Source organism: Paraherbaspirillum soli, from assembly GCF_042654985.1.
Taxonomy (GTDB): Bacteria; Pseudomonadota; Gammaproteobacteria; order Burkholderiales; family Burkholderiaceae_D; genus Paraherbaspirillum; species Paraherbaspirillum soli.
The window spans coordinates 178,164-197,712 of the sequence record NZ_JBHSMT010000026.1; the positions used below are offsets into that span (position 1 = coordinate 178,164).

Sequence of the window (19,549 nt, forward strand, 5' to 3'; positions counted from 1 at the left end):
GTCGCATCAGAAAGGCAATGAACCATGTCGGACCATGATTTCCAATTGAGTCGCAATCCATTCGGGCGGCTGGTATTTACCGCCGCCAATGGCGAGGTGCATGATGGCGTGTTGCCGGTGCGCGCGTTTCCGATCGGTGCGCCGGACGACGGTATCGCCTTGGTTAACGGCGAAGGCCAGGAGATGGCCTGGATCAAACGCCTGACCGACTTGCCCGACGCTACGCGGGAGATGGTGGAGCAGGAGTTGGCGAGCCGGGAATTCATGCCGGAAATCCGGCGCATCAGCCGCGTTTCCAGCTTTGTTACGCCGACCACCTGGTATGTTGAAACGGATCGCGGTGCAGCCTCTTTCACGCTCAAAGGCGAAGAAGACATTCGTCGCATCGCGGCGTCGACCTTGCTGATCGCGGATAGTCACGGGGTCCAGTTTCTGGTGCGTGATATGCAGGCGCTGGACCGGGCCAGCCGCAAGATTCTGGATAGATTTTTATAGTCTGCGCACGGTAGGTTTTTAGCAAGTAGGGCGGAAAAGCGTAGCGCCTTCCGCCGTTCTGGATGCATCACACACCTGTGGCTCATCCATCGGCGGATAACGCTGCGCTCATCCGCCCTACGGGCTTAAGCGTCAGCTATCGCAGCTGACGCCTGTATTGCATCAGAACTGTTCGTCCGCGCTCAAATAACGCCATTGCCCGGTCGGCAAATCCCCCAGCTTGACGCCGCCGATGCGGACCCGTTTCAATCCCAAAACTTTAAGGCCCACCAATTCGCACATGCGGCGAATCTGGCGTTTTTTTCCTTCGCGCAGGATGAAGCTGAGCTGGTCGTCGTTTTGCCATCTGACCTTGGCCGGTTTCAGCGCTTTGCCATCCAGCGACAGTCCATGATTGAGACGGCGCAAATCGCTGTCGGGGAGTTTGCCGGGTTTGTTGTAGCTGACGCGCACCAGGTATTCCTTTTCGACGCTGGTGTCTTCGCCGATCAATTGCTTGGCGACGCGGCCGTCCTGGGTCAGCACCAGCAGGCCGACCGAGTCGATGTCGAGACGGCCGGCGGCGACCAGGCTGCGCAACTGGGTCGGATGAAATTGCTGGGGTGCGTGATCTTCGGCCCAACGATTGGCCGCGGTGACCAAGGCGATCGCTGGCTGATAGCCATCTTCGGCCTGGCCGCTGACGTAGCCGACCGGCTTGTTGATCAGGATCGTGACGCGCTTGGATTGTTCGGCGGCGGCTTGCCGCTCGACGCTGACTCTTTGATGCGGGAACACTTTGCTGCCGAGTTCCGAGACGACAACGCCGTCGACCCGGACCCAGCCGCGCGCGATCCATTCATCGGCTTCGCGGCGGGAGCAGAGGCCGAGTTCTGACATGCGTTTGGAAAGGCGTAATGGTTCGGTCATGGCGTACAAAAAGTGAATTTAAAGGTGAATGAAAGAATTAGATATGCAGCGCGTCCAGCAAGTCGGTCTCAAGCTGAATCTGACTGCGCGCATGATTGAGCGCCGCACCATCGACCAGGAACACGTCTTCAGCCCGTTCACCCAGCGTCATGATTTTTGCCGTGTGCAAATTGATCTTGTGCTTGGCCAATACATTGGCGACCGAATAGAGCAGCCCGGTGCGGTCGTTCGCGGTAATCGACAGCAAGTAATACTGGCCGCGCTCGTCGGGCCGCAGATCGACGGTCGGCGTCACCGGGAAGGTGCGCGATAGCCGCGACAGCCGGCCCTTGGACGGTGCCGGCAAAGCGCCGCGGGTTTGCAGCAGATAAGTCAGCTCGTGCTCGATCAGGTTGATGATGTCGCGATAGTGCTTGGCAAACAAGGGCGCGCTGATCAGGAACGAGTCCAGCGCATAGCCGTGTCTGGTGGTGTGGATTTTGGCGTCCAGGATGCTGAAATTCTTGCTGTCGAAATAACTGCAGATGCGTACAAACAAATCGGTCTCGTCCCGGGTGTAGACCGCCACTTGCAAGCCTTCGCCAATGGGCGCCAGACGGCATTTGACGATCGGATTCGGACTGTCGGCCTGATTGTAGAAAGAGCGCGTTTGCCAGGCGATATCGGAGGCGTCATGGCGCAGGAAGTAGGCGACATCCAGCTGCCGCCATAGATATTCGTGGGCGTCGTTCGGCAGACCGTACAGGCGCAGCGTTTTCAGCGCTTCCTCCTGGCGATTTTTCAGTTCGCGATCGGCTGACGGCGTTTCGCCGCCGAGCACCCGCAGCGTCATCCGGTACAGGTCTTCCAGCAGTTTTCCTTTCCAGGCGTTCCAGACTTTTGGACTGGTGCCGCGGATGTCGGCCACGGTCAGCAAATAGAGCGCGGTCAGATGGCGCTCGTCCTTGACCTTGTCGGCGAAATTCAGGATCACGTCGGGATCCGATAGATCCTGCTTTTGCGCCACCAGCGACATGGTCAGGTGATGTTCGACCAGGAATACGACCAGCTCGGTATCTTGCGCCGACAAGCCGTGTTGCCGGCAGAACTGCTCGGCATCGGCCATGCCCAACTTGGAGTGGTCGCCGCCACGGCCTTTGGCGATATCATGGAACAAGGCTGCGACATACAGCAGCCACGAGCGGGGGAAGTTGGCAATCAGCTGGCTGCAAAACGGATACTCGTGTGCGTGTTCGCTCATCGTGAAGCGACGCACATTGCGCACCACCATCAGGATGTGCTGATCGACGGTGTACACGTGAAACAGGTCGTGCTGCATCTGGCCGATAATGCGGCGGAAATTCGGCAGGTAGCGCCCCAGAATGCTGGTTTGATTCATGCCGCGCAGCGCATGGGTGATGCCTTGCGGGGCTTGAATGATTTGCAAAAATAGCGAGCGATTGACCGGGGCGCGGCGAAAGTCGTTGTCGATTTTGACTCTTGCATGCCACAACGCCCGTCGGGTGCGGGCCGTCATGTCCTTCAGCTCGCTATGTTGAGCCAGCAGCAGGAACAACTCCAGCATGGCCGACGGCGTCGTTTCAAACAGGTCGTCGCTGGCAATGTCGAGCAGTTGGTTGACCTGGTTGAAGTGATCGTTGATCCGCTGCGGCACCATGGGTTGCGGAAACAATTGCACTTCGATGTTTTGCAACAGGATGGTATTGAGTTGGGTGACCGATTTGGCGGCCCAGTAATAGCGCTGCATCAGGTATTCGCTGGCGCGGCGGGTTTCGGTGGTGCGAAAGCCGAGCGATTCCGCGATCGGGGTCTGGACATCGAATACCAGCCGGTCTTCACGCCGGTTGGTGTGGATGTGCAGGCGAATCCGAATATCCTTGAAGGCGCGCTCCTGACGCGCCAGCTGGCGCGCCTCGGCGGCGGTGATCAAGCCATGCTTGGCCAGCTTGGGCCAGGATTCGCCGAGGCCGGCTGCTTTCGCTACCCACAGGATCACTTGCAAATCGCGCAGGCCGCCGGGGCTTTCCTTGCAATTCGGTTCGAGGCTGTATGGGGTGTCTTCAAACTTGACGTGGCGCTGGCGCATTTCCAGGATTTTTTCCTGGAAAAAGGCGCAGGCATCCATTGCCGCGCTGCAGCGCTCTTGCAGTTGATTGAACAAGGTCGAGTTGCCGGTCACCAGCCGCGCTTCCAGCAGACTGGTCTGCACCGTGATGTCAGCCGCCGATTCGGTCAGGCATTCGTCGATGGTGCGAATGCTGTGACCGATTTCAAGGCCGATATCCCAGAACAGCTGTACCAGTTGCTCCAGCTTGCCCTGCAGTTTCGCATCGGGCGCAGCATCCAGCAGGATCAGGACGTCGACGTCGGAGTAGGGAAACAGCTCCCCCCGTCCGTAGCCGCCAACCGCCACCAGCGCGGCAGTCGGCGGCAACTCCAGCATTTTCCAGGCTTGCGTCAGCGCGGTATCGACACTGCGCCGCAGATCGGTGAGCAGCTGCCCGGGTTTGCCGTCGGCGAGAAACGCAGAGATGAAGGTTTGCCGCTCGCTTCTAAGCTGTTTTTTGAGGATCGCGGCAAGAGTCGTCATGCTTAGGCAGCGGGGTTGGCGGCCGGCGGTGTTGTAGCTTGCACAATGAAAGCCGGCGGCGGCGGCATGTCTTTGGAGACGGTCAGCACTTCGTAACCGGTTTCGGTCACCAGCACGGTGTGCTCCCATTGCGCGGACAGGCTGCGATCCTTGGTCTTGATGGTCCAGCCGTCAGGCATCTCCTTGATGTCGCGGCGGCCGGCGTTGATCATCGGTTCGACCGTGAAAATCATGCCGGCTTCCAGTTTCTCCAGCGTGCCGGGGCGGCCGTAATGCAATACCTGCGGCTCTTCGTGGAACACTTTGCCGATGCCGTGGCCGCAAAATTCGCGCACCACGCTGTACCCGGCTTTTTCAGCATGTTGCTGAATCACGTAGCCGATGTCGCCCAGGTGCGCGCCGGGTTTGATTTTGGAAATCCCCAGCCACATGCATTCGTAGGTGATATCGCCAAGGCGTTTGGCCATGATCGACGGTTCGCCGACATAAAACATGCGGCTGGTATCGCCGTGGTAGCCGTCCTTGATCACGGTGATGTCGAGGTTGACCACGTCGCCGTTCTTGAGCACCTTGTCGCCTGGAATGCCGTGGCAGATGACGTCATTGACCGAGGTGCAAATGGCTTTGGGGTAGGGCGTGTAGCCGGGCGGGCAATAATTCAGCGGGGCCGGAATCGTGCCTTGCACATTAACCATGTATTCATGGCACAGCCGATCCAGCTCACCTGTGGTAATGCCGGCTTTCACGTGAGGAGTGATAAAGTCGAGCACTTCAGCGGCCAGCCTGCCGGCTATGCGCATGCCGGCGATATCTTCGGCAGTTTTAATGGAAATAGATGTCATAAGGTGGGGAAATTCGGTTGTAAAAGGCGCAAAACGGCCTGAATTCGATGGAAATGCAGTCAAAGCAAGATTATAGACGAGCCAAACGAGTTTCGCATAAAGACGGGCTCCGAGGTGCTTGAAGCATTTGCGGGTTTCAGAGTATAATTTCGGGTTGCTTGAATCGACATTCAGGCAAGTCCGAAGTAATTGTTGTTTATAAAGCGCGAATCCGCTCGAAAAGGGTGCCGTTCTTGTTGTGTGCCTATTGCATGCGCAAGCCTGGTGACTGAGCTGGTTCCAGACCTAACCCTGGAGAAAATTATGTCCGTAACAATGCGTGAAATGCTGGAAGCCGGTGTCCATTTCGGTCACCAAACTCGTTTCTGGAACCCAAAGATGGCACCGTTCATCTTCGGTCACCGCAACAAAATTCATATCGTCAATCTGGAAAAGACCCTTGGCATGTATCAAGAGGCGATGAAGTACATTCGCCAATTGTCGTCCAATCGCGGTCAAATCCTGTTTGTCGGCACCAAGCGTCAAGCGCGCGAAATCGTTGCTGCTGAAGCGGCACGTTCCGGTTCGCCATTCGTTGACCAACGCTGGTTGGGCGGCATGCTGACCAATTTCAAGACCATCAAGACTTCGATCAAGCGCCTGAAGGAAATGGAAGCTTCGATCGAAGACGGTTCGGTTGAGAAGCTGAGCAAAAAAGAAGCCCTGATGTTCCAGCGCGAACTGATCAAGCTGCAAAAAGCTATCGGCGGCATCAAGGACATGGGCGGTATTCCTGACGCGATTTTCGTGATCGACGTCGGCTACCACAAGGGTGCGATCACCGAAGCTGCCAAGCTCGGCATCCCGGTCATCGGCGTGGTTGATACCAACCACTCGCCAGACGGCGTGACTTACGTTATCCCTGGTAACGATGACTCGTCGAAAGCGATCGCTCTGTACGCTCGCGGCGTGGCCGATGCGATTCTGGAAGGCCGTGCGAATGCAGTGAACGACGTGGTTGAGTCGATCAAGGGCGCGGCTGGCGACGAATTCGTTGAAGTGAACAACGAACAGGCTTAAGCCCTGAGCCTGAGGTTGGATGCTTCAGAATAAAAAGGGGGCCGCGGTTGCCCCTTTTTTTGTATCACATGGTTTTACCGAATATATTTTGATTGACGGTGTCGAGAAGTCGATTGTCGAACTTGCTACAAATTGTGGAGGTTTCGGCAAGGCAGCACCGATTAAGCTAGGAGAATAGTATGGCGGCAATTACAGCAGCATTGGTAGGCGAACTGCGCGCGAAGACTGATGCGCCGATGATGGAGTGCAAAAAAGCGTTGACCGAAGCAGGCGGCGATATGGACAAAGCAGAAGAGATTCTGCGCGTCAAGCTGGGTGGCAAGGCTTCCAAGGCAGCTTCCCGCGTGACTGCGGAAGGCGTGGTTGCCGCGTATATCGCTGGCGGCGTCGGCGCACTGGTCGAAGTCAATTGCGAAACTGACTTCGTCACCAAGAACGACGACTTCCTGGCTCTGGCTAATGCCTGCGCCAAGTTGGTTGTAGAAAACAATCCAGCGGATGTGGCTGCTTTGTCGGCCCTGCCGCTCGGCGACAGCACCGTTGAAGCAACACGTGCCGCTTTGATCGGCCGTATCGGCGAAAACATGTCGATCCGCCGTTTCCAACGCTTTGATACACCTGCCAAGCTGGTTTCTTACCTGCACGGCACACGTATCGGCGTGATGGTTGAATTTGACGGCGCCGACGAGCAAGTCGGCAAAGACGTGGCAATGCACATCGCTGCGATGAAGCCAGTGTCGTTGTCATCGGAGCAAGTGCCGGCCGACCTGATCGAAAAAGAGCGCTCGGTAGCGACATTGAAGGCGGCTGAATCGGGCAAGCCTGCCGATATCGCGGCCAAGATGATTGAAGGTTCGGTACAAAAATTCCTGAAGGAAGTTTCGTTGCTGAATCAGACTTTTGTCAAAAACGACAAGCAAACAGTTGAACAAATGTTGAAGGCTACTAACACTAGCGTCAAAGCGTTCACCATGTTTGTGGTCGGCGAAGGGATCGAGAAGAAGGTAGATGACTTCGCAGCAGAGGTTGCAGCGACAGTTGCTGCGGCCAAGCAGGCGTAAGCAAGACTAGAAAGCGGGCCGCAAGGCCCGTTTTTTTGGCTGCACGGAATTTTTCGTTGCAGTCAAAGACTAACGGGGAATTTGCGCCCGGCAGTTCAGCAATACAACCTGACAGTGGATTTCAATGCGGTTTAGCCGGACAATGGCGCTGCAGTCCAGCAGGTAAGCAAAGACAAGATTAGTGTGAATCAATCGGAAAGCCACAAGGGACCCAGACCATGACAAAACCAGTATATAAGCGTGTTCTCCTGAAACTCTCCGGTGAGGCCTTGATGGGTGACGATGCCTATGGCATCAACCGTGCGACGATTGAGCGGATGGTTGCGGACGTTGCCGAAGTCGCCAAATTAGGCGTGGAATTGGCGATCGTGATCGGCGGCGGCAATATTTTCCGCGGCGTCGCGCCCGGCGCCCAAGGAATGGATCGCGCCACTGCCGACTATATGGGCATGCTGGCGACGGTGATGAATTCGCTGGCGCTGGCCGACGCGATGCGGCAGGTCGGCATTATTGCCCGTGTGATGTCGGCTATCAGCATTGAGCAGGTAGTCGAGCCCTATGTGCGGCCGAAGGCGCTGCAATACCTGGAAGAGGGCAAGATCGTGATTTTTGCCGCAGGTACCGGCAATCCGTTTTTCACCACGGATACCGCTGCGGCGTTGCGCGGCTCGGAAATCGGTGCCCAAATCGTGCTCAAGGCGACCAAGGTCGACGGCGTCTATAGCGCCGATCCTAACAAGGACCCGCTGGCAACGCGTTACTCGACCATCACTTTTGATGAGGCGATCAGCAAGCACCTGCAAGTGATGGATGCCACCGCTTTTGCGTTGTGCCGCGATCAAAAATTGCCGATCAAGGTGTTCTCGATTGTTAAACCCGGCGCCCTAAAGCGGGTGATCCTGGGTGAGGACGAAGGCACCCTGGTGCACGTATAACGTTAGGCAACCAGGTTAGTAACCCGGTTTCTTAATTAGATAGATATAAATTGTTTTGAAGAGGAGAGCAGCATGAGCGTTGCTGATGTCAAAAAAAATACCGATCAAAGAATGCAGAAGTCGCTTGAGACGCTGCGCGCCGACCTGGCAAAAGTGCGTACCGGCCGTGCGCATACCGGGATTCTCGATCACATCATGGTGGAATACTACGGTAGCCCGACCAACCTGAGCCAGGTTGCCAATGTGACGCTGATCGATGCGCGTACCATCGGTGTTCAACCGTTTGAAAAGAAAATGATCGCCGTAGTGGAAAAGGCGATTCGCGAATCCGATCTGGGTCTGAATCCATCGACGCAAGGCGAAATGATCCGGGTGCCGACGCCGCCGTTGACGGAAGAGCGCCGCAAAGAAATGGTCAAGCTGGTCAAGGGCGAAGCCGAAGATGCAAAAATTGCCATTCGCAATATTCGTCGCGACGCCAACGAAGGTTTGAAAAAATTGGTCAAGGATAAAGAGTGCTCCGAAGACGACGAGCGTCGTGCTCAGGATGAGATTCAGAAACTGACCGACAAAGCTGTAGCTGAGGTCGACAAGCAAGTGGTTGATAAAGAAAAAGAGATCATGACGGTGTAAAGACCTTGGTGTTCTGAGTGACTAATTCATTGAAGAAATATGTCGAGAATCGCCCCGATACAGCGTCACAAATGCGCGCAAGGCTCCAGCCTTGCTGTGCTTTGTTCCTTGTCTCGTGACGATTTCGATATATTTAATTCTTCAACGAATTAACAACTCAGTACACTAGGTCTTCATCATCTGTTCTTATCTATTATTTATGACCCATTCAAGTTCCACGCAATCGATACCGCACAGTTCGTCTGTGCCCCGGCACGTTGCCATCATCATGGATGGCAACGGCCGCTGGGCGACCCGCCGCTTTCTGCCGCGTGTCGCCGGTCATGGCAAGGGTGTGGAGGCGGTGCGCGACGTTATCGAAGCATGTGTCGCGCGCGGCGTCGAATATCTGACGCTATTCGCTTTCAGCTCCGAAAACTGGCGCCGCCCGGCCGACGAAGTATCGCTGCTGATGCGGCTGTTCATGACTGCGCTGGAACGCGAAGTCGGCAAGATGCACGCCAATGGCATTCGCCTGAAAGTGGTCGGCGACCTCAGTCGTTTCGACGCCAAGCTGCAGCAATTGATCGCCAATGCGGAACGTAAAACCGCAGGCAACACAGCATTAACAGTCACCATTTGCGCCAATTATGGCGGCCGCTGGGATGTGATGCAGGCGGTCCAGAAGATGCTGGCAGCGCGTGCTGACGCGGTCGCTGATCCAGTCGGCGATGCCGGTGCCTTTTCCGAAGACGAATTGTCGCAGCATCTGGCAATGGCGTATGCGCCGGAACCGGACCTGTTTATTCGCACCGGCGGCGAGCAGCGGATTTCAAATTTCCTGCTATGGCAACTGGCGTATAGCGAACTCTACTTTACCGATACCTACTGGCCCGATTTCGGCGCGGCCGAACTGGACCAGGCGATCGCTTCATATCAGCAGCGAGAGCGGCGTTTCGGGCGCACCAGTGCACAGTTGGACGACAAGAAAAAGGTTTCCTGATGTTGAGAACGCGTGTCATCACTGCGTTGCTGCTGCTGGCAGTATTGCTGCCAATTCTATATTTCAATTACTTCCCCGCATTTGCCGTTGTGTCGGCGCTCTTTTTTGCTGCCGCGATCTGGGAGTGCGCCAGACTGTTTGGTAGCGCCAATAAAAGTGCGCTGATCTGGGGGCTGGCAGCACTTTTCTTGTTTGCCTCGATTTTGTATCGCGACGGCGGCGGACCCAACATCGGCCTGTTATTTGCGCTGTGTGTAGCGATCTGGTGCGTACGTTTTGTGCCATCGTTGGCGCTTGGGCTGCCGGCACTCGCCAGTGTCCGCAATCGGCTGGTCGCAGCGACTTATGCAACCGCCATTCTTGGTTGCTTCCTGGCGATTGTCGTATTGTTTGCGCATTCACCGCTGTACCTGCTCTCGGTCATGACGATAGTCTGGGCGGCAGATATCGGCGCTTATTTTTCCGGTAAAGCCTTTGGCCGACACAAGCTGGCGCCGTCTATTTCCCCTGGCAAATCGTGGGAAGGCGCGGTCGGTGGCTGGTGCCTTGTATTGATACTCGGCGCGCTGCTCAGCGTGGTGCCGACGCTGGCGGATACTTTTCCGGCGCGGCTGCTGGCTGCCTGGAGCTGGCCTGGGTGGTTGGGCGTGATGACGGTGCTGGTCGCTGCCAGCGTGGTTGGAGATTTGTTTGAATCGCAACTCAAGCGCCGGGCTGGATTCAAGGACAGCAGCAATCTGTTGCCTGGCCATGGCGGTGTGCTGGATCGGGTTGATGCCTTGATTCCGGTATTGCCGTTGGCGGCATTGTTGAGTTTATGGTTCTAGGGTCGGGCATGCAAAATATCACTATTCTCGGCTCCACCGGTTCGATTGGTACTTCTACGCTGGATGTGTTGGCACGCCATCCCGAGCGCTATTCGGTTTACGCATTGACCGCACATAGTCGGGTTGAACAGCTGGCCGAACAGTGCCAACAATTTCAGCCGCAGGTTGCCGTCGTCGGCACCGCAGAGGCGGCTGCTCAGCTAAGCAAGTTATTACGCGCCAAAGGTTTGCGCACCGAAGTAGCTCATGGCGAAGCGGCATTGTGTGCCGTTGCCGGTGCCGCGGAATGCGATGTTGTGATGGCTGCGATCGTTGGCGCTGCCGGTTTGGCGCCGACCTTGGTGGCGGCGCAGGCAGGCAAAAAAATTCTGCTGGCAAACAAAGAAGCGCTGGTCATGTCCGGCCAGCTGTTCATGGATGCGGTGCGCGCCAGCGGGGCCGTTTTATTGCCGATAGATAGCGAGCACAATGCGATTTTCCAGTGCTTGCCGCACGCTTATCAACGCATACCGGCGGCTGTCGGGGTGGAAAAAATCTTACTGACCGCATCCGGCGGTCCATTCTTGCACCGCGCGGTGGAAACGCTTGATGCCGTTACCCCGGCGGAAGCGGTAGCGCATCCGAACTGGGTCATGGGACGCAAGATTTCGGTCGATTCGGCAACCATGATGAACAAGGGCCTGGAAGTGATCGAAGCGCATTGGCTGTTCGGCGCTTCCGCCAGCCAGATCGAGGTGGTGATACACCCGCAAAGCGTGATTCACTCGATGGTGTCCTATGTCGACGGTTCGGTCCTGGCACAGCTGGGAAATCCGGATATGCGCACCCCGATTGCACATGCGCTGGCGTATCCTGAACGGATAGCTTCGGGCGTCAGTGCACTTGATTTGACCGTCATAGGACAATTGCACTTTACGCGTCCCGATCTGGTCCGTTTCCCCTGTTTGAAACTCGCGTATGATGCGCTGGAAGCAGGCGGTTCGGCCGCAGCAATATTGAACGCAGCCAATGAAATCGCGGTCCAGGCTTTCCTTGACGGAAAAATCGGATTTCGCATGATCGATCAACTGATAGCGCGTACCATGGACAAATTGCCACTGCATGCGGTAACCGATATCAACTCACTGCTTGAGCAGGATTTGCTGGCCCGCCAAGTGGTTCACTCCCTGATTTCCTGAATCTTCGATGGCCTTCCTCCAAACCATACTGGCATTTGTCGTCGCGCTGGGCTCTCTCGTCATCATTCACGAGCTTGGTCATTACTGGATCGCACGTTTGTGCGGCGTCAAAGTGCTGCGCTTTTCCGTCGGCATGGGCAAGATCATTTTTTCCCGCCGCTTCGGTCCGGACCAAACCGAATGGGCCATTTCCATTCTGCCTCTGGGCGGCTACGTGAAAATGCTGGACGCTCGCGAGCAAGATGTGAGCACCATGTCTGCACAGGATCTGAAGCGCGAATTTACTCGGCAATCAGTGTGGCGCCGGATGGCGATTGTTGCCGCTGGTCCCTTAGCCAACTTTATTCTTGCGATTCTGCTGTTTGCCGGTTTGTACATGCACGGCGTGCTGGAGCCGCTGCCAAAATTGCGCGCGGTGGCGGAACAGTCGGTCGCCTATCGGGCCGGCTTGCGTGGCGGCGAGTTGATTACCGCCGTCAACGGCGAGCCGATACAAATCTGGTCGGAGCTGCGCTGGAAGCTGGTACAGGCGGCGATAGAAAAGGCCACCGTCAAGCTTGATGTTCAACGACCGAATCCCGGACCTTCCGGCGGCAACCTGCTGGACTCCATCAATTTGCCGGTCGACAGCTTGACCACCAAGGATCTGGAAGGCGATTTTCTGGATAAATTGGGAATTGCGCTGGCACGTCCGAAGGCAGTGCTGGGCAAGGTCATGGCCGATGGCCCGGCGATGAAAGCCGGCTTGCATGAAGGCGATTTGATTACTGCGATTAACGATGCGCCGATTGCCGATGGTCTGGCATTGGTCGAGCGAGTCAGGGCATCGCCGGGCAAGACTTTGCATATTGCCGGCGTGCGAGGCGGGGACAGCTTCAAGCTGGATGTCGTGCCGGAATTGCAGAAAGTTAATGGCGAACAGATCGGTCTGATCAAAGTTGAAGTGCCGCTTGCGCCCGAAATGATTGTCGCCGCCAGCCCGCCATTGACCGCTCTTGTCAAAGGTGCGGAAAGGACCTGGGATAGCAGCGTACTGACCCTGAAGATGCTGGGGAAAATGTTGATCGGCGAGGTTTCCTGGAAAAATATCACCGGCCCGATCACCATTGCCGACTACGCCGGTCAGACGGCACGCATCGGCGCCGTCAGTTATCTCAGCTTTATTGCGTTTATCAGTATCAGTTTGGGCGTCATGAATTTGCTCCCCATTCCGGTTTTAGATGGTGGTCTTTTGCTGTATTATTCGCTGGAAGTTTTGACCGGTCGCCCTATTCCAGAACGGATTGGAGCAATTGCTCAGCGCGCAGGTATCGGTATTTTGATGACGTTGATGATGGTCGCCATATTCAACGACATCGTTCGGCTCATATTTTGAGTTCTGCTTTCTTGTCCAACAATCGTAGTGCACAAGAACATTGATAAAAAACGATCGCTAATGAAATTACATTTTGAGCACTTCCCTTTGTCGATTCTTCCCCGTCGTTTGATCGCTGCCGCCGCCTTTGCCCTGTGTTCTGGTCAGGCGCTGGCGGTGCAACCGTTTGTGGTCAAGGATATTCGCATTGAAGGTATTCAACGGACCGAGGCTGGGACCATTTTCAGCTATCTGCCAGTGCGTGTAGGCGAAACGTTCACCGATGAAAAAGGCACTGCGGCGATCAAGGCGCTGTATGCGACCGGCTTCTTCAAGGATGTCCGGGTCGAGTCCGAAGGCGATGTGCTGGTCATTCTGGTTGAAGAGCGGCCGTCAATCGCCAGCGTCGATTTCTCAGGCATCAAGGAATTTGATAAAGACCAACTGACCAAGGCTTTGAAGGAAATTGGCGTTGGCGAATCGCGCATTTTCGACAAGGCGCAGGTGGATCGTGCCGAGCAGGAATTGAAGAAACAATACCTGTCGCGCGGTCTGTACGGCATGAAGGTGACCACCACCGTTACGCCAATCGAACGCAATCGCGTCAACGTCACCTTTGCGGTGGACGAAGGCGAAGTTTCGCGCATCAAGGAAATCCGGATTGTCGGCAACAAGGCGTTTTCAGACGGCACCATACGCGATCAGCTGAACTTGCGTTCGCCAGGCTGGTTCACCTGGTACACCAAGGCGGATCAGTATTCGAAAGAGAAGCTGTCGGGCGATATTGAAAATCTGCGTTCGTATTATCTGAATCGCGGTTATATCGAAATGCAGGTCGAGTCCACGCAAGTGTCGATTACCCCGGACAAGAAGGATATTTACATCACCATCAATATCAATGAAGGTGAAAAATATACTGTTTCGGATATCAAGCTCGATGGCGAGATGTTCGGCCGCGAAGAAGAATTGAAATCCCTGCTGCAATTCAAAAAAGGCGATGTGTTCAATGGCCAGAAATTGAATGAAAGCACCAAGAAAATGTCGGAGCGCCTGGGTAATTTCGGTTACGCGTTTGCCAATGTGAATGCGAACCCGGAATTGAATCGTGAGAAGAAGGAAGTGGCGTTCACGATCATGGTCGACCCCGGCAAACGTGTATATGTACGGCATATCAATGTGGCCGGCAACACAAAAACGCGCGATGAAGTGGTGCGCCGTGAATTCCGCCAGTTTGAAGACTCTTGGTACGACGGTTCCAAGATCAAGCTGTCACGCGATCGGGTCGATCGTCTCGGCTACTTCAAGGAAGTCACGATAGAAACGCCGGAAGTCCCGAACACCTCCGATCAGGTCGATATCAACATGGCTGTGGTTGAGAAGCCGACCGGCAATATCATGATCGGCGCCGGATTTTCTCAAACGGATAAATTGAGCTTGACTGGTTCGATTCAACAACAAAATGCGTTCGGCAGCGGTAACACCATCGGTCTCGATGTCAATACCAGCAGTCGTTATCGGACCATCGCGCTATCTCAGACCAATCCTTACTTTACCGATGACGGTGTTAGCCGTACCTATGACCTGTACCTGCGCACGGTTCGCCCATCTGCGTACACCACTGGCGACTATAAGGTGAGAACCATTGGCGGCGACATCAAGTTCGGTGTGCCGTTCTCGGAACTGGATACGGTGTTCTTTGGTATCGGCGTCGAAAATACCGCCGTAACGACCGACGCGCTCAGCCCTAATCTGTACCAGCAATATGTCAAGGATTTCGGTAACGGCGACAGTACCGGAGCAGGTAAGGCAACCACCACCAGCTTCCCGTTGACGGCGGCTTGGCAGCGGGACAGTCGCGACAGCGCATTGGTCCCTACCAAAGGACGCTATCAGCGTGCCAATCTTGAGATTTCCGCAGTCGGTACCTTGCGTTATTACCGCGCCAGCTATCAACATCAGTATTTCCAGCCGCTGTTCGGTAATGCTGTGACGCTGGCATTGAATGGTGAGCTCGATTACGGCCGCGGTATTGGCGGCAAGCCTTATCCGGTATTCAAAAATTACTATGCTGGCGGTATCGGTACCGTGCGTGGCTTTGAAGGTTCCACACTGGGTAGCAAGGTCGACCAGTACGGCGACTCGTTGGGTGGTGCTTCGCGTATCTTCGGTAACCTGGAATTGCAATTCCCGTTCCCTGGCTCCGGTAACGATCGTAGCCTGCGCTGGTTTACTTTCCTGGACGGCGGTCAGGTGTACGCCGACAAGGCGCCTATGCAGTTGAGCGAGTTGCGTTATTCTACCGGTCTCGGCTTGAGCTGGATTTCGCCGATCGGTCCGCTGAAATTGAGCTATGGTAAGCCTTTGAATGCAAAGACGACCGATAAAGTGCAGGGCTTCCAGTTCCAATTGGGTACTGGTTTCTAATAATTGTTCAAGAAGCGCAGTGGGCATGCGTCGGTGAGATAAAGAATCGCACCGATACCGCCACCGCGCATGAGCGTTGCTGGTGAATGCCCCAAGAGCTTGAACGGGGTCTTAATCGCACACGGCAACTAGAGTGGCATAATGCACAAGTTGCATAATTTGGATTGTGGAGAATGGTCTTGAAATCGCTAATTAAATCATTAACGTCACTGCAGTCGACAGGTCTGCTGGCAATCTGCCTGATGTCGGTTACCTCGGCGCATGCACAGGAATCATCCAAGATTGCTTTTGTTAGCAGCGAACGCATTTTGCGTGAAGCAGCGCCGGCAAAAGCTGCGCAAGTTAAAATCGAAGCCGAATTTTCCAAGCGCGACAAGGATCTCCAGGATCAGGCGGCGCGCCTGAAGGGCATGGCCGACAAGCTGGACAAGGATTCCGCGGTAATTCCAGAATCGGAACGCCTGAAACGGCAGCGCGAGTTGACCGATCTGGATAAGGATTTTCAACGCAAGCAGCGTGAGTTCCGTGAAGACCTGAACCAGCGTCGTAACGAAGAGTTGTCGATTGTTCTGGAGCGTTCGACCAAGGCAATCAAACAGATTGCAGAAGCGGAAAAATACGATATCGTTTTCCAGGAAGGCGGCGTCTATGTCAGCCCTCGCATTGATATCACCGATAAAGTGTTGAAGATTCTTAATAAATAAACATAATTCTATTAGGGCCACGATGAGCACTCGGCTGAAAGAATTGGTCGAAAGCTTGGGCGGCCAATTGATCGGCGATGCGGATATTCAGGTATCCGGCATCGCCCCATTGAGTGATGCTGCGGCATCGCAGATTACCTTCCTCTCCAATCCCAAGTTTCGGTCCCAGGCGGCGCAAACGCGGGCGGCAGCGATTATTCTGTCGGCCGCGGATGATGCCGTAGTCAGCGCCAACTATCTCGGCGCGCGCATTGTTACACCTAATCCGTATGCGTATTTCGCGCGTGCGGCGCAGTTTTTTGCTGCAAGAAATGCGATCCCGGTAATTCCCGGCATTCACCCGACGGCCAGTATCGACCCGGCTGCGGATGTAGCGCCGACAGCGCATATCGGCCCCCACGTTGTGGTCGGAGCGGGGGCTGTTATCGGTGAGGGTGTGATTATTGACGCCGGCTGCGTCATTGGCCGTGCTGCAAAAATCGGCGCCGCAAGTCACTTATATGCCAACGTCAGTATTTACGATGCTTGTGAAATCGGCCAGCGCGCTATTGTGCATTCCGGTGTGGTGATCGGCGCCGATGGCTTCGGATTCGCAAACGAAGGCGGCGCCTGGATCAAGATCCCGCAAACCGGGCGGGTGCTGATCGGCGACGACGTTGAAATCGGCGCCAACACCACGATCGACCGCGGCGCACTGGCCGATACCGTGATTGAAGACGGCGTCAAGCTGGATAATCAAATTCAGATTGCCCACAATTGCCATATCGGCGCGCACACCGCGATTGCCGCTTGCGCCGGGATTGCCGGCAGCGCCAAGATTGGCAAATATTGTTCGATCGGCGGCGCCGCCATGATTCATGGTCACATCACCATCGTCGATCACGTGCATGTGTCAGCCGGGACGCTGGCACTGCGCTCGATCCTGGAGCCCGGTCAGTACACCGGTTTTTATCCGATTGCCAAGCATGGCGAGTGGGAAAAATCTGCGGCGCTGGTGCGCAATTTGAACACCATGCGTGAGAAAATCCGGGCACTGGAAAAATCCGTCAAACAGCTTAGCGAAAAAAACAATGAATAGTCAAAACAACGGCCTCAACATCAATCAGATCAAGGAATACCTGCCGCATCGTTACCCGCTGTTGCTGGTTGATCGTGTCCTGAACTGGGAGAGCGGCAAGTCGATCACTGCGATCAAGAACGTCACGATCAATGAAGAATTCTTCAACGGTCATTTCCCTAACAAGCCGGTGATGCCAGGCGTCCTGACGATTGAAGCGCTGGCGCAAACCGCCGCTCTGCTGTCGTTTTTGACCGAGGGCCGCAAGCCGGATGAAAATACCGTCGTGTATTTTCTCGGCATCGACAAGGCCCGTTTCCGGCGTCCGGTCGAACCAGGCGATCAGATCAAACTCGAAGTCGAGATTGTGCGCGTGGTACGCGGCATCTGGAAATACAAGGCAGTCGCCAGCGTTGACGGCGAAATGGCGGTAGAAGCCGAATTCATGTGCACCATGCGTACTGCGGTCGACCCTGCTGCCGGTAAAGCGGCGGCCACTAGCGACGCCAGCCCGTCGGCGTGAAGCAATGACGCGTATTCATCCTACTGCCGTTATCGATCCCAAGGCAGCGCTTGATAGTTCGGTCGAGGTTGGCGCTTACTCGGTTATCGGACCGCATGTGTCGATCGGGGCCGGTACCAAGATTGGCCCGCATGTGGTGATCGAAGGTCATACCAGCATTGGCCGCGACAATACTTTTTTCCAGTTCGGCTCGATCGGCGCCGCGCCGCAAGATAAAAAATATGCGGGCGAGCCAACCAGGCTGGAAATTGGCGATCGCAACACGATTCGCGAATTTGTCACTCTCAACCTGGGCACCGTCCAGGATGCCGGCGCTACCCGCCTCGGCAACGACAACTGGATCATGGCCTATGTCCATGTGGCGCACGACTGCCAAATCGGAAACAACATTATTCTTGCCAACAATGCGACGCTTGCCGGCCACGTTCATCTGGGTGACTGGGTATTCCTCGGCGGTTTCACCACCGTGCATCAGTTCTGTCACATCGGCGCGCATGCGATGACGGCATTTACCGCGGCCGTCAGCCAGGACGTCCCGCCGTTCGTGACCGCTGCCGGCAATCGTGCGGTGCCTGCCGGCATTAATAGCGAAGGCCTCAAGCGACGCGGATTCAGCAGCGCGCAGATCATGGCGATCAAACGCGCCTACAAAATGATTTATCGTTCCGGCTTGCCGCTGGAAGAAGCCAAGGCCGCGCTGGCAGCGGAAGAAAGCAAGGCACCCGAGTCCGCCGAATACCTGCGTTTGATGCGCGAATTTATCGCGTCGTCAAGCCGTGGCATCATCCGCTGATATGGCGGCGCCAAGTTCAAATGTGTCGATTGCGATGGTGGCAGGCGAGACTTCCGGCGATTTGCTGGCAAGTCGTCTGCTGTCCGGCTTGCGTCCGCATTTGCCCGATGCCAGTATGTACGGCATCGGCGGCGCGAAAATGGCTGAATATGGTTTTGTCAGCGACTGGCCGATGGAAAAATTGTCGGTCAACGGCCTGTTCGAAGTGCTCGCGCATTATCGCGAGATCAAAGGCATCCAGGTCGCGTTGCGGGACCGCTTGCTAGCCGAAAAACCGAACGTCTTTATCGGCGTCGACGCGCCCGATTTCAATTTCGGACTGGAAGCGCAATTGCGCCAGGCCGGTATTCCGACAGTACATTTTATCGGCCCGTCGATCTGGGCCTGGCGCGGCTCGCGGATCAAGAAGATTGCGCGCGCTGCTTCGCATATGCTGGTCATCTTTCCGTTCGAGGAAGAGATCTATCGCAAGGCCGGGATTCCAGTCACTTACGTTGGCCATCCGCTGGCGCAAGTGATTCCGATGGTGCCGGACATGGCAGCTGCACGCACAGCGCTAGATTTGCCTGCCAGCGGCACGGTGGTAGCGATCATGCCCGGCAGCCGCATGTCCGAACTGAAGTACAACACGGCCAGTTTTGTCGGCGCTGCGAAATTGCTGGCGCAACGCGATCCAAACATGCGTTTCGTCGCTCCGATGGCGGGCGACAGGCAGCGCCGGCTGTTTAGCGAATTGCTCAGCCAGGCCGGTCTGCAGGACTTGCCTATCCAGTTGCTCGACGGTCAGTCGCACACCGCGATGGCGGCAGCCGATGCGGTGCTGGTGGCATCCGGAACCGCATCGCTGGAAGTCGCCTTGTATAAGAAGCCGATGGTGATCGCCTACAAAATGATGCGCGCCAGCTGGGAAATTTTGCGGCACATGAGCTACCAGCCATGGATTGGATTACCCAATATCCTGGCGCGCGAATTTCTCGTGCCGGAATTGTTGCAGCATGCAGCGACACCGCAAGCGCTGGCAGATGCGCTGTGGAGGCAACTGAACGATAGCGCCCATCAAGCCATGCTGCGCCAGCGTTTCACCGAGATGCATCATGCGTTGCTGCGCGATACCGCCAATGAAAGCGCGCAGGCCGTATTGCAGATCATCGGACGCCAATAAACTGCCTGGCATACCGGCAAT

The 19,549-nt window shown here is 55.7% G+C and carries 19 protein-coding genes; 16 read left to right on the forward strand and 3 right to left on the reverse strand.

From position 1 onward, the window contains the following. The first annotated feature begins 24 nt into the window (after positions 1 to 24). Positions 25 to 495 (forward strand): cyanophycin metabolism-associated DUF1854 family protein, encoded by a 471-nt coding sequence (locus ACFPM8_RS14680; protein ID WP_378998300.1) that lies wholly within the window; start codon positions 25 to 27, stop codon positions 493 to 495. Positions 496 to 657: 162 nt separating this feature from the next. Here ACFPM8_RS14680 and ACFPM8_RS14685 read toward each other — a convergent pair whose 3' ends face one another. Genes ACFPM8_RS14685 through map form a run of 3 tightly spaced genes read right to left on the reverse strand, consistent with a single transcriptional unit; the run spans position 658 to position 4,836 of the window. After that, the gene (locus tag ACFPM8_RS14685) at positions 658 to 1,404 is read right to left on the reverse strand and encodes a pseudouridine synthase (protein ID WP_378998301.1); all 747 of its coding nucleotides are present in this window, start codon (positions 1,402 to 1,404) and stop codon (positions 658 to 660) included. Between the two features lie 37 nt (positions 1,405 to 1,441). Continuing rightward, on the reverse strand, positions 1,442 to 3,994 hold the full coding sequence (locus ACFPM8_RS14690; RefSeq protein WP_378998302.1) for a [protein-PII] uridylyltransferase: 2,553 nt from the start codon (positions 3,992 to 3,994) through the stop codon (positions 1,442 to 1,444). A 2-nt stretch (positions 3,995 to 3,996) separates the two neighbouring features. Then, a complete protein-coding gene (map, locus tag ACFPM8_RS14695) occupies positions 3,997 to 4,836 on the reverse strand; it encodes a type I methionyl aminopeptidase (protein WP_378998303.1) in 840 nt (279 codons plus the stop codon). A 303-nt stretch (positions 4,837 to 5,139) separates the two neighbouring features. Here map and rpsB point away from each other — a divergent pair, with 303 nt between their 5' ends. The 15 genes from rpsB to lpxB all read left to right on the forward strand — a co-directional run bounded on the left by rpsB (position 5,140) and on the right by lpxB (position 19,528). Beyond that, a complete protein-coding gene (gene rpsB, locus ACFPM8_RS14700; RefSeq protein ID WP_378998304.1) occupies positions 5,140 to 5,895 on the forward strand; it encodes a 30S ribosomal protein S2 in 756 nt (251 codons plus the stop codon). A gap of 19 nt (positions 5,896 to 5,914) precedes the next feature. Continuing rightward, positions 5,915 to 6,073 carry a hypothetical protein gene (locus ACFPM8_RS14705; protein WP_378998305.1) on the forward strand — a complete coding sequence of 53 codons (159 nt, stop codon included), beginning with the start codon at positions 5,915 to 5,917 and terminating at the stop codon, positions 6,071 to 6,073. A gap of 1 nt (position 6,074) precedes the next feature. Next, on the forward strand, positions 6,075 to 6,956 hold the full coding sequence (tsf, locus tag ACFPM8_RS14710) for a translation elongation factor Ts (RefSeq protein ID WP_378998306.1): 882 nt from the start codon (positions 6,075 to 6,077) through the stop codon (positions 6,954 to 6,956). Positions 6,957 to 7,174: 218 nt separating this feature from the next. Continuing rightward, complete coding sequence (gene pyrH, locus ACFPM8_RS14715; RefSeq protein ID WP_378998307.1) at positions 7,175 to 7,891, forward strand: UMP kinase; 717 nt, start codon at positions 7,175 to 7,177, stop codon at positions 7,889 to 7,891. A 72-nt stretch (positions 7,892 to 7,963) separates the two neighbouring features. Continuing rightward, positions 7,964 to 8,524, forward strand: a complete 561-nt coding sequence (frr, locus tag ACFPM8_RS14720) for a ribosome recycling factor (RefSeq protein WP_378998308.1) — start codon at positions 7,964 to 7,966, stop codon at positions 8,522 to 8,524. 199 nt (positions 8,525 to 8,723) lie between these two features. Beyond that, positions 8,724 to 9,506, forward strand: a complete 783-nt coding sequence (gene uppS / locus ACFPM8_RS14725) for a polyprenyl diphosphate synthase (protein ID WP_378998309.1) — start codon at positions 8,724 to 8,726, stop codon at positions 9,504 to 9,506. Further along, the gene (locus ACFPM8_RS14730; RefSeq protein ID WP_378998310.1) at positions 9,506 to 10,333 is read left to right on the forward strand and encodes a phosphatidate cytidylyltransferase; all 828 of its coding nucleotides are present in this window, start codon (positions 9,506 to 9,508) and stop codon (positions 10,331 to 10,333) included. The genes uppS and ACFPM8_RS14730 overlap by 1 nt, the downstream gene beginning before the upstream one ends. Before the next feature lie 8 nt (positions 10,334 to 10,341). Beyond that, positions 10,342 to 11,511 (forward strand): 1-deoxy-D-xylulose-5-phosphate reductoisomerase, encoded by a 1,170-nt coding sequence (gene ispC, locus ACFPM8_RS14735; RefSeq protein ID WP_378998311.1) that lies wholly within the window; start codon positions 10,342 to 10,344, stop codon positions 11,509 to 11,511. Positions 11,512 to 11,518: 7 nt separating this feature from the next. Beyond that, the gene (gene rseP / locus ACFPM8_RS14740; protein ID WP_378998312.1) at positions 11,519 to 12,886 is read left to right on the forward strand and encodes an RIP metalloprotease RseP; all 1,368 of its coding nucleotides are present in this window, start codon (positions 11,519 to 11,521) and stop codon (positions 12,884 to 12,886) included. Between the two features lie 60 nt (positions 12,887 to 12,946). Further along, complete coding sequence (gene bamA, locus ACFPM8_RS14745) at positions 12,947 to 15,289, forward strand: outer membrane protein assembly factor BamA (RefSeq protein WP_378998313.1); 2,343 nt, start codon at positions 12,947 to 12,949, stop codon at positions 15,287 to 15,289. Between the two features lie 179 nt (positions 15,290 to 15,468). Continuing rightward, positions 15,469 to 15,993, forward strand: a complete 525-nt coding sequence (locus ACFPM8_RS14750; protein WP_378998314.1) for an OmpH/Skp family outer membrane protein — start codon at positions 15,469 to 15,471, stop codon at positions 15,991 to 15,993. Positions 15,994 to 16,015: 22 nt separating this feature from the next. After that, positions 16,016 to 17,071 (forward strand): UDP-3-O-(3-hydroxymyristoyl)glucosamine N-acyltransferase, encoded by a 1,056-nt coding sequence (gene lpxD / locus ACFPM8_RS14755; protein WP_378998315.1) that lies wholly within the window; start codon positions 16,016 to 16,018, stop codon positions 17,069 to 17,071. Next, positions 17,064 to 17,573 (forward strand): 3-hydroxyacyl-ACP dehydratase FabZ, encoded by a 510-nt coding sequence (gene fabZ / locus ACFPM8_RS14760; RefSeq protein ID WP_378998316.1) that lies wholly within the window; start codon positions 17,064 to 17,066, stop codon positions 17,571 to 17,573. The genes lpxD and fabZ overlap by 8 nt, the downstream gene beginning before the upstream one ends. A gap of 4 nt (positions 17,574 to 17,577) precedes the next feature. Next, on the forward strand, positions 17,578 to 18,366 hold the full coding sequence (gene lpxA / locus ACFPM8_RS14765; RefSeq protein ID WP_378998317.1) for an acyl-ACP--UDP-N-acetylglucosamine O-acyltransferase: 789 nt from the start codon (positions 17,578 to 17,580) through the stop codon (positions 18,364 to 18,366). Positions 18,367 to 18,400: 34 nt separating this feature from the next. Next, complete coding sequence (gene lpxB / locus ACFPM8_RS14770; protein WP_378998682.1) at positions 18,401 to 19,528, forward strand: lipid-A-disaccharide synthase; 1,128 nt, start codon at positions 18,401 to 18,403, stop codon at positions 19,526 to 19,528. The last annotated feature ends 21 nt before the right edge of the window (positions 19,529 to 19,549 follow it).

What these genes read in the sequence shown, in the direction of transcription:
- ACFPM8_RS14680 (WP_378998300.1), top strand. Translation starts at nt 25, where the DNA reads ATGTCGGACCATGATTTCCAATTGAGTCGCAATCCATTCGGGCGGCTG.
- ACFPM8_RS14685 (WP_378998301.1), bottom strand. Translation starts at nt 1,404, where the DNA reads ATGACCGAACCATTACGCCTTTCCAAACGCATGTCAGAACTCGGCCTC.
- ACFPM8_RS14690 (WP_378998302.1), bottom strand. Translation starts at nt 3,994, where the DNA reads ATGACGACTCTTGCCGCGATCCTCAAAAAACAGCTTAGAAGCGAGCGG.
- map (WP_378998303.1), bottom strand. Translation starts at nt 4,836, where the DNA reads ATGACATCTATTTCCATTAAAACTGCCGAAGATATCGCCGGCATGCGC.
- rpsB (WP_378998304.1), top strand. Translation starts at nt 5,140, where the DNA reads ATGTCCGTAACAATGCGTGAAATGCTGGAAGCCGGTGTCCATTTCGGT.
- ACFPM8_RS14705 (WP_378998305.1), top strand. Translation starts at nt 5,915, where the DNA reads ATGCTTCAGAATAAAAAGGGGGCCGCGGTTGCCCCTTTTTTTGTATCA.
- tsf (WP_378998306.1), top strand. Translation starts at nt 6,075, where the DNA reads ATGGCGGCAATTACAGCAGCATTGGTAGGCGAACTGCGCGCGAAGACT.
- pyrH (WP_378998307.1), top strand. Translation starts at nt 7,175, where the DNA reads ATGACAAAACCAGTATATAAGCGTGTTCTCCTGAAACTCTCCGGTGAG.
- frr (WP_378998308.1), top strand. Translation starts at nt 7,964, where the DNA reads ATGAGCGTTGCTGATGTCAAAAAAAATACCGATCAAAGAATGCAGAAG.
- uppS (WP_378998309.1), top strand. Translation starts at nt 8,724, where the DNA reads ATGACCCATTCAAGTTCCACGCAATCGATACCGCACAGTTCGTCTGTG.
- ACFPM8_RS14730 (WP_378998310.1), top strand. Translation starts at nt 9,506, where the DNA reads ATGTTGAGAACGCGTGTCATCACTGCGTTGCTGCTGCTGGCAGTATTG.
- ispC (WP_378998311.1), top strand. Translation starts at nt 10,342, where the DNA reads ATGCAAAATATCACTATTCTCGGCTCCACCGGTTCGATTGGTACTTCT.
- rseP (WP_378998312.1), top strand. Translation starts at nt 11,519, where the DNA reads ATGGCCTTCCTCCAAACCATACTGGCATTTGTCGTCGCGCTGGGCTCT.
- bamA (WP_378998313.1), top strand. Translation starts at nt 12,947, where the DNA reads ATGAAATTACATTTTGAGCACTTCCCTTTGTCGATTCTTCCCCGTCGT.
- lpxD (WP_378998315.1), top strand. Translation starts at nt 16,016, where the DNA reads ATGAGCACTCGGCTGAAAGAATTGGTCGAAAGCTTGGGCGGCCAATTG.
- fabZ (WP_378998316.1), top strand. Translation starts at nt 17,064, where the DNA reads ATGAATAGTCAAAACAACGGCCTCAACATCAATCAGATCAAGGAATAC.
- lpxA (WP_378998317.1), top strand. Translation starts at nt 17,578, where the DNA reads ATGACGCGTATTCATCCTACTGCCGTTATCGATCCCAAGGCAGCGCTT.
- lpxB (WP_378998682.1), top strand. Translation starts at nt 18,401, where the DNA reads ATGGTGGCAGGCGAGACTTCCGGCGATTTGCTGGCAAGTCGTCTGCTG.